Here is a 14459-nt window from a genome sequence, read left to right as displayed (position 1 = left end):
ATATTATACCAAAATTCGCTAATTTTGTCAGTTTTTACAAATTTGCCTGCTTTTATGGTACAATAGAAACTATGGCAAGTATAACACTCACACCAAGTGAAAAGGAGATTCAGGCTTTTCTTGAACACTATCAAACCAGTCTGGCTCCCAGCAAGAATCCCTATATCCGCTACTTTTTGAGGCTACCCCAAGCAACGGTTTCTATCTATACTTCTGGAAAGGTCTTACTTCAGGGTGAAGGGGCTGAGAAATACGCTCGTTTCTTTGGCTATCAAGCTGTAGAGCAAACCAGCGGACAAAATCTCCCTTTGATTGGGACAGATGAGGTAGGAAATGGTTCCTACTTTGGTGGACTTGCAGTTGTGGCTTCCTTTGTCACACCTGACCAGCACGACTTTTTACGAAAACTCGGTGTGGGGGATTCTAAGACTCTGACCGACCAAAAGATTCGTCAGATTGCTCCTATTCTCAAGGAAAAAATCCAGCACCAGGCACTGCTTCTCTCACCTAGCAAGTACAACGAGGTCATCGGAGACCGCTACAACGCTGTTTCGGTTAAGGTTGCCCTCCATAACCAGGCTATCTATCTCCTCCTTCAAAAAGGTGCTCAGCCTGAGAAAATTGTGATTGATGCCTTTACCAGTGCTAAAAATTATGACAAGTACTTGGCACAAGAGGTCAATCGTTTCAGCAATCCTATCAGCTTAGAAGAAAAGGCTGAGGGCAAATACTTGGCTGTCGCAGTTTCTTCTATCATTGCGCGTGATCTCTTTCTGGAAAATCTAGAAAATCTAGGACGAGAACTGGGTTATCAACTTCCAAGTGGGGCTGGAACGGCTTCTGATAAGGTAGCTAGCCAGATTTTACAAGCCTATGGTATGCAGGGACTCAACTTCTGCGCCAAACTGCACTTTAAAAATACTGAAAAAGCGAAAAAACGCTTAGAAAGGTAAGTTATGAATTCATTTAAAAATTTCTTAAAAGAGTGGGGATTGTTCCTCTTAATTCTGTCATTACTAGCTTTAAGTCGGATCTTTTTTTGGAGCAATGTCCGCGTAGAAGGACATTCCATGGATCCGACCCTAGCGGATAGCGAAATTCTCTTTGTTGTCAAACACCTCCCTATTGACCGTTTTGATATCGTGGTTGCCCATGAGGAAGATGGCAATAAGGACATTGTCAAACGTGTCATCGGAATGCCTGGCGATACCATCCGTTACGAAAATGATAAACTTTACATCAATGATAAAGAGACGGATGAGCCTTACCTAGCTGACTACATCAAACGTTTCAAGGATGACAAACTCCAAAGCACTTACTCAGGCAAGGGATTTGAAGGAAATAAAGGCACCTTCTTTAGAAGTATCGCTCAAAAAGCTCAAGCCTTCACAGTTGATGTCAACTATAACACCAACTTTAGCTTTACTGTTCCAGAAGGAGAATACCTTCTCCTCGGAGACGACCGCCTGGTTTCGAGCGACAGCCGTCACGTAGGTACCTTCAAAGCAAAAGATATCACAGGGGAAGCTAAATTCCGCTTCTGGCCAATCACCCGTATCGGAACATTTTAAGAGACCTAAGAGGCCGAGAATCACCAATCTCAGCCTCTTCTTCTATCGTGAGAATATGATTATTCACTATCCAGTTTGATTAAGATAGAAACAAAGTTATACTCAATGAAAATCAAAGAGCAAACTAGGAAGCTAGCCGCAGGTTGCTCAAAGCACTGCTTTGAGGTTGTAGATAGAACTGACGAAGTCAGTAACATATATACGGCAAGGCGAAGCTGACGTGGTTTGAAGAGATTTTCGAAGAGTATTAACTCTCACCTATTTATGCAAAGGAATCTTATGGAAGTTTATTTTTCAGGAACCATTGAACGGATTATTTTTGAAAATCCCAGCAATTTTTATCGCATCCTCCTCCTAGAAATCGAAGATACGGACGCAGAAGATTTTGATGATTTTGAAATCATTATCACGGGCACCATGGCTGATGTGATTGAGGGAGAAGACTATACTTTTTGGGGACAAATTGTCCAGCACTCCAAGTATGGGGAACAACTGCAAATCAGCCGATATGAACGCTCAAAACCAACTAGCAAGGGCTTGGTCAAGTACTTTTCAAGTAGCCATTTCAAGGGAATTGGTCTCAAGACAGCTCAGAAAATCGTCGACACCTATGGCGACAATACCATTGACGAAATTCTGCAACACCCAGAAAAGCTAGAAGGCATCTCAGGGCTCTCTGCCAAAAATCGCGAGGCTTTCGTCTCCACTCTCCGTCTCAACTACGGAACGGAGATGGTTTTAGCCAAACTAGCCAACTACGGCATTCCCAACAAACTAGCCTTTCAGATTCAAGACTTTTACAAGGAAGAAACCCTTGATGTGGTTGAAAATTATCCCTACCAGTTGGTCGAGGATATCAAGGGTTTGGGCTTTACTATTGCTGACCAATTAGCGGAGGAACTAGGCATCGAAAGTCAGGCTCCTGAACGCTTCCGCGCCGGTCTAGTACATAGTCTTTTTCAGGCCTGTATGGAAACAGGGGACACCTATGTTGAAGCACGGGATTTGCTAGAACAAACCCTTACTCTCCTTGAGTCTTCTCGCCCCGTGGAACTAGACCCCAGTCAAGTAGCCCAAGAACTCTCCTACCTCATTGAAGAAGACAAGGTTCAGCAGATTGATACCAAAATTTTTGACAACAGCCTCTTTTTCGCTGAGGAAGGTATCCGCAGCCACTTAGTTCGTATCCTTGAAAAAGGAAAACAGAAGAGCCAGGATTTAGAAACCATTCAAAAACATATCACTACTATCGAGGAGGAGCTGGGAATTGAGTATGATAGCATTCAAAAACAAGCTATCTGTGATGCTATCCAGAACAAGGTCTTTATTCTGACAGGTGGCCCAGGTACTGGTAAGACAACGGTTATCAATGGTATCATCGCTGTTTATGCCCTCTTAGAAGGACTTGACCTCAGGAAAAAAAGTAACTTACCTATTCTTCTTGCTGCTCCAACTGGACGAGCCGCTCGGCGCATGAATGAATTGACAGGTTTGCCTAGTGCGACCATACACCGCCACTTGGGAATGACAGGTGACGATGATACCAGTCATCTGGAAGATTATCTGGATGCCGACTTTATCATCGTAGATGAATTTTCTATGGTGGATACTTGGCTGGCCAATCAACTCTTCTCCAACATCTCTTCTAACAGTAAAATTCTCATCGTGGGAGATAGCGATCAGCTACCGTCTGTCAGCCCTGGACAGGTTCTAGCGGATCTGCTTCATATTCCCCTGATTCCTCAGACTCGCTTGGAAAAAATTTACCGGCAAAGCGAAGAATCAACCATCGTTACCCTAGCTAGTCAAATTCGACAGGGCATCTTGCCAGCTGATTTCACCCAGAAAAAAGCTGACCGTTCCTACTTTGAAATTGCTAGTGGCCATATTCCAGCTACGATTGAAAAAATCTTAGGCGCTGCCCTCAGAAGTGGTATCCCTGCCCGTGATATCCAAGTTCTGGCTCCTATGTACCGAGGAACTGCAGGGATTGATGCTATCAATCAGCTCATGCAAGACCTGCTAAACCCACCACAAAAAGATCAACTCAGTTTTGAAGCTCCCCAGTGCCACTATCGTAAGGGAGACAAGGTCATTCATTTGGTCAACGATGCTGAAATCAATGTCTTTAATGGAGATTTAGGAGCCATCACAGACCTGATTCCTGGTAAATACACCGAGTCGAAACAAGACGAGATTGTCATTGATTTTGATGGCAACGAGGTCTCTTACCCACGTAACGAATGGTACAAGATTCGCCTGGCCTATGCCATGAGCATCCATAAATCACAGGGAAGTGAGTTCCCTGTTGTCATCCTACCGATTACCAGTGCTAGCCGACGTATGTTGGAGCGCAATCTCATCTACACAGCCATTACACGCGCCAAAAGCAAGCTTATCTTACTAGGTGAATTACAGGCCTTCGATTATGCCACCCAACACATCGGAACTGCCCGAAAAACCTATCTGATTGAACGCTTCAGTGATTTAATTGAAAATATTGAAGAAGATAAACAATCTATCTCTGAAACTGCCACATCAAGTACCTCTGAACAATCCTACATCCTGACAGAAGAAAACTGGGACAGCATCCCCGCCATGATTGGGATTACAGACGCAGATCTCAAAGAGATTTTTGGAAAATAGTGCATAAGAAAACCCACCTAGTCAGGTGGGATTTTTGTTTATTAAGATTATTTAACTGTTGCTGTGCTTGTAATCAATTCAACAGCTTTTTTGATTGTGATATCGTGTTTCAACATATCAGCTGAAAGCAAGCTTTGTACTTGTGCAACTTCCATGTTGTAGTCTGCTGCCAATTGCTCAACTTCTTTTTGGATTTCTTCTTCTGAAGCGTCAAATCCTTCAGCTTTGGCAACTGCTTCGATAACAAGGTTAGTCTTAGTACGTGACTCAGCTTCTGCTTGATATTGATTGTGAAGGTCTTCTTGAGTAGTTCCAGTGATTTGGAAGTACATGTCAGGGTTGATACCTTGACGTTGCAAGTTTCCAAGGAATTCATTTACTGAACGGTGAACTTCTTCGTGGATCATTTCTTCTGGAAGTTCTACGATTTCAGCGTTTTCTACAGCTTTATCAATTGCTGCACCTTCAACTGCATCTTTGTAAGCTTCTTCTTTAGCAGCAGCCAATTCTTTACGGTATTTTTCTTTCAATTCAGCAAGTGTTTCAACTTCTTCATCGATGTCTTTTGCAAGCTCATCGTCAAGAGCTGGAACTTCTTTTGCTTTTACTTCGTGGATAGTTGTCACGAATTTAGCTTCTTTACCTGCAAGGTCTTCTGCTTGGTAGTCTTCTGGGAATGTTACGATAACATCAACAGTTTCGCCAGCTGAGTGACCTACCAATTGGTCTTCGAAACCAGGTATGAATTGACCTGAACCAAGTCCAAGTGAGAAGTTTTCACCTTTTCCGCCATCAAATTCAACACCGTCGATAGAACCAACGAAGTCGATGACAACAGTGTCGCCGTTTTCAGCAGCAGCTTCTTTGATAACCAATTCAGCCAAGTTGTTGCGTTCGCGTTCGATACGCTCTTCAACGTCAGCATCAGTTACTTCTTTTTCAACATCTACTGATACTTCAAGGTTTTTGTAGTCACCCAATTTTACTTCAGGTTTTGTCACGACTTCAGCTGTGATAACCCAGTCTTGACCTTTTTCCATTGAACTTACATCAATTTTTGGTTGAGCAACCACTTCAAGACCAGCTTCTTTTACAGCTGCTTCATAAGCGTTTGGCAAAAGAGCGTTCATAACGTCTTGGTAAAGTGACTCTTCACCAAATTTTTTGTCGAAGATAGGACGTGGAAGGTGACCTTTACGGAAACCTGGAACATTAAGAGATTTCTTCACTGAGTTGAAGACACGGTCCAATTCTGGTTTGATTTGGTCTTGAGAGATAGTGAAAGTCAAGACACCACGGTTTGTTTCTTTGTTTTCAAATGATACAGACATTCTGTCATTTCTCCTTAAAATTTTTTAAATACAGTCTATTATAACATAAATGAGCGACTTTTTTCAAGTAATGAACGCGCTTTTCAATGATGGGATAGGTACTTGCTTGCTTCTTTGATACTAAGTTCAGCCATTCTTTCCTTGTTCTTCTCAATGAAGCATGCTACCCAAGCTGGATTCGTTTTGGAGTAGTCTCTCAGAGCCCAGCCAATGGCTTTATTGATAAAGAATTCTGTTTGATTCAAATTATGAAGCAGAATCTTTTCCAGCAATTGAACATTGGTCTTCTCTTTTCTTAACAACTGGTGGTCAATAGCGACGCGTCTCAACCAGATATTGTCTGACAGGCTCCATTGGAGGATTATTTTTTCCAGTTCCTGCTTCTCATACACCAAACTCCCTACTACTCGATCTAGGATATCCACCGTATCCCACCAAGACTTGGTAACAACCAACTGCTCTAGCTTAGGCAAATCGCTGTCCTTTATATAAGACTGCATGGCTTTCAAATAATTGGCAACCACATACTGGTATTCTCTAGACTCTTTTTCCCAGCAAGTATCTACAAAATCCCAATCAATAATCTTTGTTTTTTTCGCTTCTGGAAAGTATTTTTTATAGAGTTTATTTCTTTCTGGCGCCGCAACGCCTAGAAAGGAAAATTGATGACGCATATAGGCCTCCATAGGCCCTGCTTTTTTAGGATCTTTTGCTGCTTCTAGCTCCTCAAGTAAATCTGTTAGGCTCATCTAAAACTCCTCATGCCCTACCAAATGGTGCTGAAAGGCATAGACCGCTGCCTGGGTACGATCACTGACTTCAAGTTTGGCTAGGATATTGGACACATGGGTCTTGACCGTCTTGAGTGAGATAAAAAGTTCATCTGCGATGCGCTGATTTTCGTAGCCCTTGGCGATGAGTTGAAGTACATCTCGTTCACGCGCAGTCAGGTCCTCATGTAGTTCTATGTGATTGCGGTGGTATTCGACCTTCTTGCTGACCTCTTGCTCAATGGCCAACTCGCCAGCAGCCACCTTACGGACGGCATGGAGCAGTTCGCCTGCACTAGAAGTCTTGAGCATATAGCCTTTGGCACCAGCATTCAAAACCGGCATGATTTTTTCATTGTCCAAATAAGAAGTCACAATCAAAATCTTGGATTCAGGCCATTCTTTGAGGATGGCCAAGGTCGCATCAATCCCATTCATCTCAGGCATGACGATATCCATGACAATGACATCTGGACGCAGTTCCAAGGCCAAGTCAATTCCTTGAGATCCGTTTGTCGCCTCGCCCACAACTTCTACATCGTCTTGGAGGTCAAAGTAGCTTTTCAAGCCCAATCGGACCATTTCATGGTCATCTACTAGTAAAATTTTCATCTTTACTCCTTTATCATTCCTTATCGAGGAGGGGAATACGGATATCAACTGCCAGCCCTTGCTTGGGAGCTGTTAATAACTGAACTGTCCCTGCCATATCTTCAACCCGCTCCTTGATATTGCGGAGTCCATAACTCAGGTCATCTAAACTCCCCAACTGAAAACCAATTCCATTGTCCACCACCTTCAGCTGCAATTCAACATCTGTCTGATAGAGATAGACATCCAAACAAGATGCCTGGGCATGGCGGAGGGTATTGCTAATCAACTCTTGCAGGATACGGAAGATATGCTCCTCGATTTTCTTAGGCAATTTCGTCACGTTTTGCTTGAAACTAACCTTGAGATCACTTTTGTCCTCAAGCTCTTTTAAGAGGATTTGGATTCCCTCAACCAGACTCTTCTGCTCCAGTTCAACTGGTCGCAAATGCAAGAGCAAAACCCGCAAATCCTTCTGGGCTGTTTCTAAAATAGCTGTGACACTCTGCAACTGGGTCTGCATCTTTTCTCTATCCAATTTCAAAGCTTGCTGACTGATACCCGATAAAATCATGTGGGCCGCAAACAACTCCTGACTGACTGTATCGTGCAAATCCCTAGCAATCCGCTTCCGTTCTTTCTCGATGATTTTCTCTTCCTGAGCAAGACTGTGATTTTCAGCTTTTTGAAGCGCTTCTGTCAAAAGGTTAAGTTTACCTGATAAGGACTTGAAACTGGCATCCAAATCTGGATCTACAACCTGAACTACTTCTTGCCCTGCCAATAAACGCTTGAGATTAGCCTGCATTTTTCTTAGAGAAAGCTCTTCGATTCCTCGCCAAAACAGGGCTAAAAGACAGGTTATGGACATGCTGAATACCAACAACAAAAAGACAAATTTTTCTGTTTTTTCGACATCGTGCAAGAAAATAGACCAGTCAAAGTTAAGGATTTCCAGCAAGCTGTGGGAGAAAAACAAGACAAACAGGATGGAGGTGAGAGCAATCATTACATAGGCTTGTTTTTTCATCCTCTAACCACCTCCACATCGCCAATCATAGTGGTCAAGAAAATCTTGACACTCTTGTTACTCTTGAGATAGTCTTTTGTTTCTTGATGATAGTGTTCATTACGGAGGGCTCGCTTGGGCTGGTTGAAAAAATTCAAATCACCATAGAGACAGTTAACGCTAAGACTGACTTCCACATCTACAGGAACAATGATTTTAGTCGTGCCTATCATCTTTCTGAGGATAATGACATTGTCATGATTGGTTAGGATAACCCTCTCCAGATGAATGGTATCCTTACCCATAAGGCGAAAGAGATTGATATCATCAAACTGGCAAGTCTGGTAGCTTGAAAAATGATGGAGATTTCCAAACCAACGATTTTTCTCCTTCTTAACCGTCACAACCTCTTCAAAAACCAAATTTGTCTGCTCTTTTTCCTGGTTCATCATCGGATAAAGAAGAAAGAGGCTATAGATGACCGCAACAAAAATAGCTAGAATCACAAAAGGATTGAGCATGACGATGAAAAAGAAGAGAATGGTTGCCACCACCAAAAGGAGGTTATTGCCCTCTTTACCAGTGTAATAGCGAATCAAAAGCAAAAAGAGGAATAAAATCAGCAGAAAACGCGAAAAATGCTCTGATACCATCAAAATCAGAGCTCCTGTCAACAGACAGGCTTCGATAAATAAAAAGATTTTAAATTTTCTCATAGGTTGATCCTCTCTCTTTTATTTTATCACACTTCAAAAAAGCCACCTCGGTCTGAAGATGGAAAAAAGGCGGTGATTACGCCTTTTTCATCTGATTTTTTGCTTCTTTTAATTTTCCATAAAGAAGATAGTCTACTTTTTGCAGATCTGCTATGGTGGCACAATTAAGAGCACACATGATTAAGCGTAAATCGTCTTTCCAGCCTTGGACAGTATCAATCACTTCTTCGACTGAATAGATTTCAACCAATTCTAGAACTGTTCGTGACAGTCCTACAGCTTTGGCACCAAAGACCAGGCACTTAATCATATCCAGCGGATTCCGAACACCTCCACTGACCAAGAGTTCAGCCTTGTCTTTCCAGTCTTGGGCATTGATAAGGGCCTGCATGGTGGACTGCCCCCATTGATTGAGGTAATCACGCTGACCACTGCGACGGTTTTCGATATAAGCAAAGCTGGTGCCACCACGACCTGACAGGTCAAAGGTTCGAACGCCCAATTCATAGGCTCTTTCAATGGTTTTCACATCCATTCCAAAGCCAACTTCCTTTAGGACAATCGGAACAGGGATTTGCTTGCTATAGTCTGCTAGATGCGATTGCCAGCTTCTGAACTTTCTTTCTCCCTCGGGCATGAGCAACTCCTGCATGACATTGACATGCACCTGCAGGAGAAGAGGATTCATCTCTTCTACAGTCCGAAGTCCCAACTCAACAGGCTTGTCCAATCCAATATTGGTTCCAAGAAGGAGATTTGGATGGCTAGACTTGACAGAAAACGAGGCATCTGTTGGATCCTTGAGGGCTGCGCTATAAGATCCCGTCACAAACAAAATCCCACAGGCGTCCGCCACCTGAGCCAACTTTTGATTGATTTCTCTTCCCTTACCGCTTCCACCCGTCATGGCATTGATATAAAAAGGAAAATCCCACTTTCGACCAGCAAATTCTGTCGACAGATCGATTTCATCCAGATCGTAAAGAGGCAAGGAAGAATGAATCAACTCCACCTCATCAAAGCTATTATAGGAACTTTTCTGCTCAAGGGCATAGCGGATGTGCTCATCCTTACGATTTGTCGTCATGTCCTATCCTTTCTTGATATAAGAGCTCAATCCCCAGATCGGTCCAGCGGTTTTTTAGGGTTTCAGTTGATTGCTCATCAAAACTCAAGGCAATACCACAATCACCACCACCAGCGCCGCTACTCTTAGCAACAGCTTGCAAATCTTGACTGCTTTCTTTCAACTGTCTGAGCGAAGGCGTGTAAATATCTGTGCTCAAGCCTTCTAAAAGCTTGCTGGCTACTTCTACTTGCTTGATAATTTTTTCTGCTTTCCCCTGCTCCAAGGCTTCTACCAAAGAAGCCACCGTTTCTTTTGAGGAAGTTAAAAAATTTTGATTGATATTTTGATTGATTTGCTTGACCATATCACTAGATACAGCCACTTCCTTAGTCCATCCAACTAGGAAATCACATTCTAGTGCAGGTTTCACTTGTGAGATAGAAAAGCCCCAATCACGTTCCAAAACTGTCGCCAACTTTTCTTCTTCCAACCAAGCAGCCACCTGCTGGCGATCAAATGACTGGTAGAGAACCAATTCCTCTGCCACAATACAGGCAATGTCCCCCATAGAACCATTGTCTCCGCGCTTGAGCAAGACCGCGCTAGCCAGCTTGAACAAGAGCTCCTGATCAACAGAAACATCATACAGAGCCAGCAAAGCCTTGACAACCAAGACAACGACGCTACCGCTAGAACCTAGACCAAACTTTTTCCCTTCCCGTTCCATTTTTCCACGGATTTCCAACGAAAAAGGTTGCAAGGTCTGCCCACGATAAACGAGGAAATCTTCTACTAAAGCAATCGTTTCTTGAATCAAGCTATAGTCAGGATTTGGTGTCAAGTCCACTGCAAAATCAAACATATCTGAATAGATACGGTAGTGTTCATAAAAAGCAATCTCAGCCCTCATATAGATGGGAATATCATTTATCAAGGCTAACTGCCCTGGCTCTAAAATAGCATATTCGCCTGCCCAATAGAGTTTCCCGCAAGTTTTAACAGCAATCATCTTGACTCAAATCCTTTGTTTTTGACACAATCAAGCGATAACGCTGACCGCAAATTTCTGATAAATGCTCCAAGTCTTTCTCTTGACAAAGAACTTTGACATTGGGACCGGCATCCATGGTAAAGTAGCAGGCTTCCCCTTGCTCACGAAGCTGGCGGACAAAGTCCATGGCTTCATAGCTTGCATCCGTCAGATAAGAAAAGGCTGGTGATGCTGTTTTGGTCGTAGCGTGCATAGCAAGGGCATTTTTCTCCGTTAATTCCCCAACCTTGACAAAATCATTTTCTTTGAGGTAAACCAGCATATCCTGATAGTCCTTCTCAGACTGACGCACCCAGTCATCAAAGGTCGTCGAAGTTTCCACACAAAGTTTCATCCCGTCACGGCTAGAGATTGGTTTTTTCTTATCCTCTAGCACCAACATGATCATAGCTAGTTTCAAGTCTGTCTCTACAGGATAAATTTCCCCACTATCCTTATCCCAGGCACCTAGTGGTCCATAAAAACTCCGAGAGGAAGAGCCAGAGGCAAACTTAGCCTCCTGTGCCAACTGGCTCCGAGTCAATCCAAGCTGAAAATAAGCATTACAAGCCTTGACCAAAGCAGACAAACCACTAGAACTTGAGGACAGACCCGCTGCCGTAGGCATATTGTTCTGAGTATCAATACGGACAAAGCCCCCACCAGCTGGGCGGTAACGGTCAATAATCTTGCTCATCTTAGCATGCTCCGCCTCATTTTGTAGCTGATCATTGATATAAAAGGCATCAGCTGTCGCATCCGTCGGTAGAGATGACAAAGTCGTCTCCGTGTACATATTTTCCAAAGTCAGAGAAATACTGCTAGTAGCAGGCACCATCTCTTTTTCTTTTTTCTTTCCCCAATATTTGATAATGGCAATATTTGCGTAAGAACGTACTGTTACAGGCTCTCGATCCATGTCTGAACAGCTCCTTTCTCTTCTAATCTTTCTGCTAGTTTTTGAGCTTGAGTCAAATTGTCTGCCAAGGCTATGATACAGCCTCCTAGTCCACCACCGCTCATCTTGGAACCCAGAGCGCCATGGCTAAGAGCCGTTTCTACCAGATGGTCGGCCTCAGGGCTACTAACACCAATTTCTTTTAAATGTAAATGCGCTTGACTAAGGATTTGTCCCAGTCCTTCAGCATCTTTTCGTGAAATCTCATCCTCTGCTTGCTGGGTTAATTCTCCCAAGGCATGCAAAAACGGTAGGGCATCCTTGCCCTTATTTTGAACCACTTGGATGGCTTCACGAGTGTGACCATAAACGCCCGTATCTGCAATGACCAAATAGGCAGATAAATCCATCTCAAGCTCTGTAAATCCTACATTCTTAATAAAGCGAATAGGTTGGTCACTGAGACAGGTTTTAGCATCCAAACCACTTGGATTCATATGGGCAATCATCTCAGCCCGATTGACCAAGATTTCTAGTACATCACGAGGCAGTTCTGCCTCATAGTAGTCAAAAACCGCACGAATGGCCGCTATGCTGATAGCAGCTGACGAACCCATTCCCCGTTTTTCAGGGATAGCCGAATCAATCTCACAACGAATGCAGGCTTCTTTGATATTCAAATACTCCAGAGAAGCATAAACTGCCATGGACAAGGTATCCTCCTCATAGAGGCGCCAAGGACTTTCTGCAGGAACTACTTTACAAGTCACCTCCACCTCCAAAAGAGGCAAGGAAATAGCAGGATAGCCGTAAACGACCGCATGCTCCCCTATTAAAATAATCTTACTATGTGCCTGACCGACACCAACCTTTTTTGTCATGTTATCCTTTTACTAGACGAAAAAGCCGTCTCATACTCAATGAAAATCAAAAAGCAAACTAGGAAGCTAGCCGCAGGCTGTACTTGAGTACGGTAAGGCGACGCTGACGTGGTTTGAATTTGATTTTCGAAGAGTATTATTTTTTCCTACAAGTATTTATTCTCTCCTATCTATTTTATTATATTTTCACAAAAAAAGCGATTGTTTCCTTCACAATCGCTTCTTTCATTATTGAATCCATTCGCCATTATAATTGACAGAATAGCCATCTACAGTGGTATTCACTGCTAAAGCACCTGAGCTATAAGCATAGTACCATTTACTACCGACCTGGAACCAACCAGTTGCCATTGCTCCTGATGAACGAAGATAGTACCACTTGTTACCAAGGTATTGCCAGCCCGTTTTCATATCACCATTTTCAGCATCTAGATAATACCAAGTTGAGCCTTCCTGATACCAACCAGTTGACATTGCTCCTGATGAACGGAGATAGTACCACTTGTTACCAAGATATTGCCAACCAGTTTGCATAATACCAGTTGTTGGATCTAGATAATACCATGGAGCAGCTTTTAGCTTATCTTCATCATATGTAAGAGGAAAATCCTTAACCCAACCACGTGCTAGCTCCCCAACAGTCAATCGGTTGATGCGAGAATCAAAACCACCATCCTTCAGTAAATAATACCAGTGCCCCTCATCATAAATCCAACCAGTTTTTAAGGTGTGATAACTACGTTGATCTTCAAAATAATAGACTCGTTTCTCTGCTGGACTATTATATTGTTCCCCATGATGCTTGTTGACATTTGTAGCTGTTTTTGCTTCTAAAACTTGCTTGCCAACAAATTCTTGTAGTACCCCATCTTGACCAAAGTAAAACCAATCTGGTCTAAAAGCAACATCTTGCCTTATAGAAGAACCAATCGTAACCCCTTCGTGTGGAGCAGGTATATATTGCCAGCCGACAACCATCTCTCCAGATAAAGGATCAAAATAATAGTACTTACCATCAATCACTCGCCAGTAGGTTTCTTTGAGTTCCCCCTTCTTGTAGTAGGTTCTACCATTTTCTTGGACAAATTGCCAACCTTCTGAATCAGCATCATCCGCCAATACTGCACTGGTCGCTAGCAAACCAAAGAAAAAGACTGCTAATGCAATTTGCATCAATTTTTTTATTGTCTTCATTAGATATATCCTCCTGCAAGAATTATAGTAAAAATTAAATTGTATGTCAATATGACGGCTTTAAAATCATATAATAACGAAACATATTAAAAATTGAAACAGTAGTAGTACACTTTGGCTTTGAAAATATTTTTAGAAATTATAGTATATTGAAACTATAATAGTACACCATGACTCCTAAAATATATCATATTGAATCTAGAATACTACATTGTGCATACTAAAATATTCCTAGAAATTAATTTGAATTTCCTAATCTATTTCTTCACATCTTATTTCACTCCACTATATTATGACGCGCTTACAGTCAGCCTTCAACTTCCTGAAATGCAAAAATCCCCTAGCAGGCTTTCCTGCTAGGAGATTTTCTTATGAGAGGTACTTGTTTAAGCTTTGAAAATCGGATTTAGCATCTGATGTTTATCAAACAATCTACCAATTAAGCTTCTTCGTCTTCTTTACGACGACGGCCTGCAAGACCAAGACCAAGTAAGGCACTTGCGGCAGCTGCTACCATAGCTACAGTAGAATCTGCTGTACCTGTATTTGGCAATTCTTTAGCTCCTGCTTTCTTAGCTGGTGTTGCTGCATGTGAGCCTTGTTCAGTAGATGTAACTGCTTTACCAGCTGGTACTACTGCATGTGAACCTTGTTCAGCAGATGTAACTGCTTTATCAGCTGGGATTACAGCTGTGGTGCCATCTGGGAAGGTTACTGTTGTGGTACCATCTTTACCTACTTTAACATCTGTTG

14 protein-coding genes are annotated in these 14459 nt (G+C 42.6%); 3 read left to right on the top strand and 11 right to left on the bottom strand.

What is annotated here, in order from left to right:
• Positions 1 to 71: 71 nt before the first annotated feature.
• The 3 genes from rnhC to recD2 all read left to right on the top strand — a co-directional run bounded on the left by rnhC (position 72) and on the right by recD2 (position 4217).
• Positions 72 to 953 (top strand): ribonuclease HIII, encoded by an 882-nt coding sequence (gene rnhC / locus SMSK564_RS11765; protein ID WP_000146885.1) that lies wholly within the window; start codon positions 72 to 74, stop codon positions 951 to 953.
• Positions 954 to 956: 3 nt separating this feature from the next.
• A complete protein-coding gene (lepB, locus tag SMSK564_RS11760; RefSeq protein WP_025170936.1) occupies positions 957 to 1571 on the top strand; it encodes a signal peptidase I in 615 nt (204 codons plus the stop codon).
• Between the two features lie 279 nt (positions 1572 to 1850).
• The gene (gene recD2, locus SMSK564_RS11750; protein ID WP_000454523.1) at positions 1851 to 4217 is read left to right on the top strand and encodes an SF1B family DNA helicase RecD2; all 2367 of its coding nucleotides are present in this window, start codon (positions 1851 to 1853) and stop codon (positions 4215 to 4217) included.
• Positions 4218 to 4264: 47 nt separating this feature from the next.
• Here recD2 and tig read toward each other — a convergent pair whose 3' ends face one another.
• The 11 genes from tig to SMSK564_RS13830 form a co-directional block, all read right to left on the bottom strand.
• Entirely contained in the window at positions 4265 to 5548 is a 1284-nt protein-coding gene (gene tig, locus SMSK564_RS11745) for a trigger factor (protein WP_000116481.1), read from the bottom strand.
• A gap of 83 nt (positions 5549 to 5631) precedes the next feature.
• Positions 5632 to 6297 (bottom strand): DNA alkylation repair protein, encoded by a 666-nt coding sequence (locus SMSK564_RS11740; protein WP_000059639.1) that lies wholly within the window; start codon positions 6295 to 6297, stop codon positions 5632 to 5634.
• A complete protein-coding gene (locus tag SMSK564_RS11735; protein ID WP_000698445.1) occupies positions 6298 to 6930 on the bottom strand; it encodes a response regulator transcription factor in 633 nt (210 codons plus the stop codon).
• Between the two features lie 13 nt (positions 6931 to 6943).
• Positions 6944 to 7939, bottom strand: a complete 996-nt coding sequence (locus tag SMSK564_RS11730; RefSeq protein WP_000743695.1) for an envelope stress sensor histidine kinase LiaS — start codon at positions 7937 to 7939, stop codon at positions 6944 to 6946.
• Entirely contained in the window at positions 7936 to 8634 is a 699-nt protein-coding gene (gene liaF, locus SMSK564_RS11725) for a cell wall-active antibiotics response protein LiaF (protein ID WP_001224648.1), read from the bottom strand. Before liaF ends, SMSK564_RS11730 begins: the two co-directional genes overlap by 4 nt.
• 76 nt (positions 8635 to 8710) lie before the next feature.
• Positions 8711 to 9721: a type 2 isopentenyl-diphosphate Delta-isomerase gene (gene fni / locus SMSK564_RS11720; RefSeq protein ID WP_000210655.1), complete on the bottom strand. Its 1011-nt coding sequence runs from the start codon at positions 9719 to 9721 to the stop codon at positions 8711 to 8713.
• Positions 9705 to 10712, bottom strand: coding sequence for a phosphomevalonate kinase (locus SMSK564_RS11715; protein ID WP_000562443.1), 1008 nt, complete (start codon positions 10710 to 10712; stop codon positions 9705 to 9707). The genes fni and SMSK564_RS11715 overlap by 17 nt, the downstream gene beginning before the upstream one ends.
• On the bottom strand, positions 10699 to 11652 hold the full coding sequence (mvaD, locus tag SMSK564_RS11710) for a diphosphomevalonate decarboxylase (RefSeq protein WP_000373469.1): 954 nt from the start codon (positions 11650 to 11652) through the stop codon (positions 10699 to 10701). Before mvaD ends, SMSK564_RS11715 begins: the two co-directional genes overlap by 14 nt.
• Complete coding sequence (gene mvk / locus SMSK564_RS11705) at positions 11634 to 12512, bottom strand: mevalonate kinase (RefSeq protein ID WP_000163320.1); 879 nt, start codon at positions 12510 to 12512, stop codon at positions 11634 to 11636. Before mvk ends, mvaD begins: the two co-directional genes overlap by 19 nt.
• A gap of 228 nt (positions 12513 to 12740) precedes the next feature.
• The gene (gene cbpF / locus SMSK564_RS11700; protein WP_000848947.1) at positions 12741 to 13706 is read right to left on the bottom strand and encodes a choline-binding protein CbpF; all 966 of its coding nucleotides are present in this window, start codon (positions 13704 to 13706) and stop codon (positions 12741 to 12743) included.
• Positions 13707 to 14145: 439 nt separating this feature from the next.
• A partial coding sequence (locus SMSK564_RS13830) for a MiiA motif-containing surface protein (protein ID WP_000316054.1) occupies positions 14146 to 14459 on the bottom strand: 314 nt, incomplete at its 5' end.

The sequence above is a fragment of the Streptococcus mitis SK564 genome, from assembly GCF_000148525.1.
Taxonomy (GTDB): domain Bacteria; phylum Bacillota; class Bacilli; order Lactobacillales; family Streptococcaceae; genus Streptococcus; species Streptococcus mitis_H.
This window is presented reverse-complemented; position numbering and strand designations above follow the sequence as displayed.

What these genes read in the sequence shown, in the direction of transcription:
- rnhC (WP_000146885.1), top strand. Translation starts at nt 72, where the DNA reads ATGGCAAGTATAACACTCACACCAAGTGAAAAGGAGATTCAGGCTTTT.
- lepB (WP_025170936.1), top strand. Translation starts at nt 957, where the DNA reads ATGAATTCATTTAAAAATTTCTTAAAAGAGTGGGGATTGTTCCTCTTA.
- recD2 (WP_000454523.1), top strand. Translation starts at nt 1,851, where the DNA reads ATGGAAGTTTATTTTTCAGGAACCATTGAACGGATTATTTTTGAAAAT.
- tig (WP_000116481.1), bottom strand. Translation starts at nt 5,548, where the DNA reads ATGTCTGTATCATTTGAAAACAAAGAAACAAACCGTGGTGTCTTGACT.
- SMSK564_RS11740 (WP_000059639.1), bottom strand. Translation starts at nt 6,297, where the DNA reads ATGAGCCTAACAGATTTACTTGAGGAGCTAGAAGCAGCAAAAGATCCT.
- SMSK564_RS11735 (WP_000698445.1), bottom strand. Translation starts at nt 6,930, where the DNA reads ATGAAAATTTTACTAGTAGATGACCATGAAATGGTCCGATTGGGCTTG.
- SMSK564_RS11730 (WP_000743695.1), bottom strand. Translation starts at nt 7,939, where the DNA reads ATGAAAAAACAAGCCTATGTAATGATTGCTCTCACCTCCATCCTGTTT.
- liaF (WP_001224648.1), bottom strand. Translation starts at nt 8,634, where the DNA reads ATGAGAAAATTTAAAATCTTTTTATTTATCGAAGCCTGTCTGTTGACA.
- fni (WP_000210655.1), bottom strand. Translation starts at nt 9,721, where the DNA reads ATGACGACAAATCGTAAGGATGAGCACATCCGCTATGCCCTTGAGCAG.
- SMSK564_RS11715 (WP_000562443.1), bottom strand. Translation starts at nt 10,712, where the DNA reads ATGATTGCTGTTAAAACTTGCGGGAAACTCTATTGGGCAGGCGAATAT.
- mvaD (WP_000373469.1), bottom strand. Translation starts at nt 11,652, where the DNA reads ATGGATCGAGAGCCTGTAACAGTACGTTCTTACGCAAATATTGCCATT.
- mvk (WP_000163320.1), bottom strand. Translation starts at nt 12,512, where the DNA reads ATGACAAAAAAGGTTGGTGTCGGTCAGGCACATAGTAAGATTATTTTA.
- cbpF (WP_000848947.1), bottom strand. Translation starts at nt 13,706, where the DNA reads ATGAAGACAATAAAAAAATTGATGCAAATTGCATTAGCAGTCTTTTTC.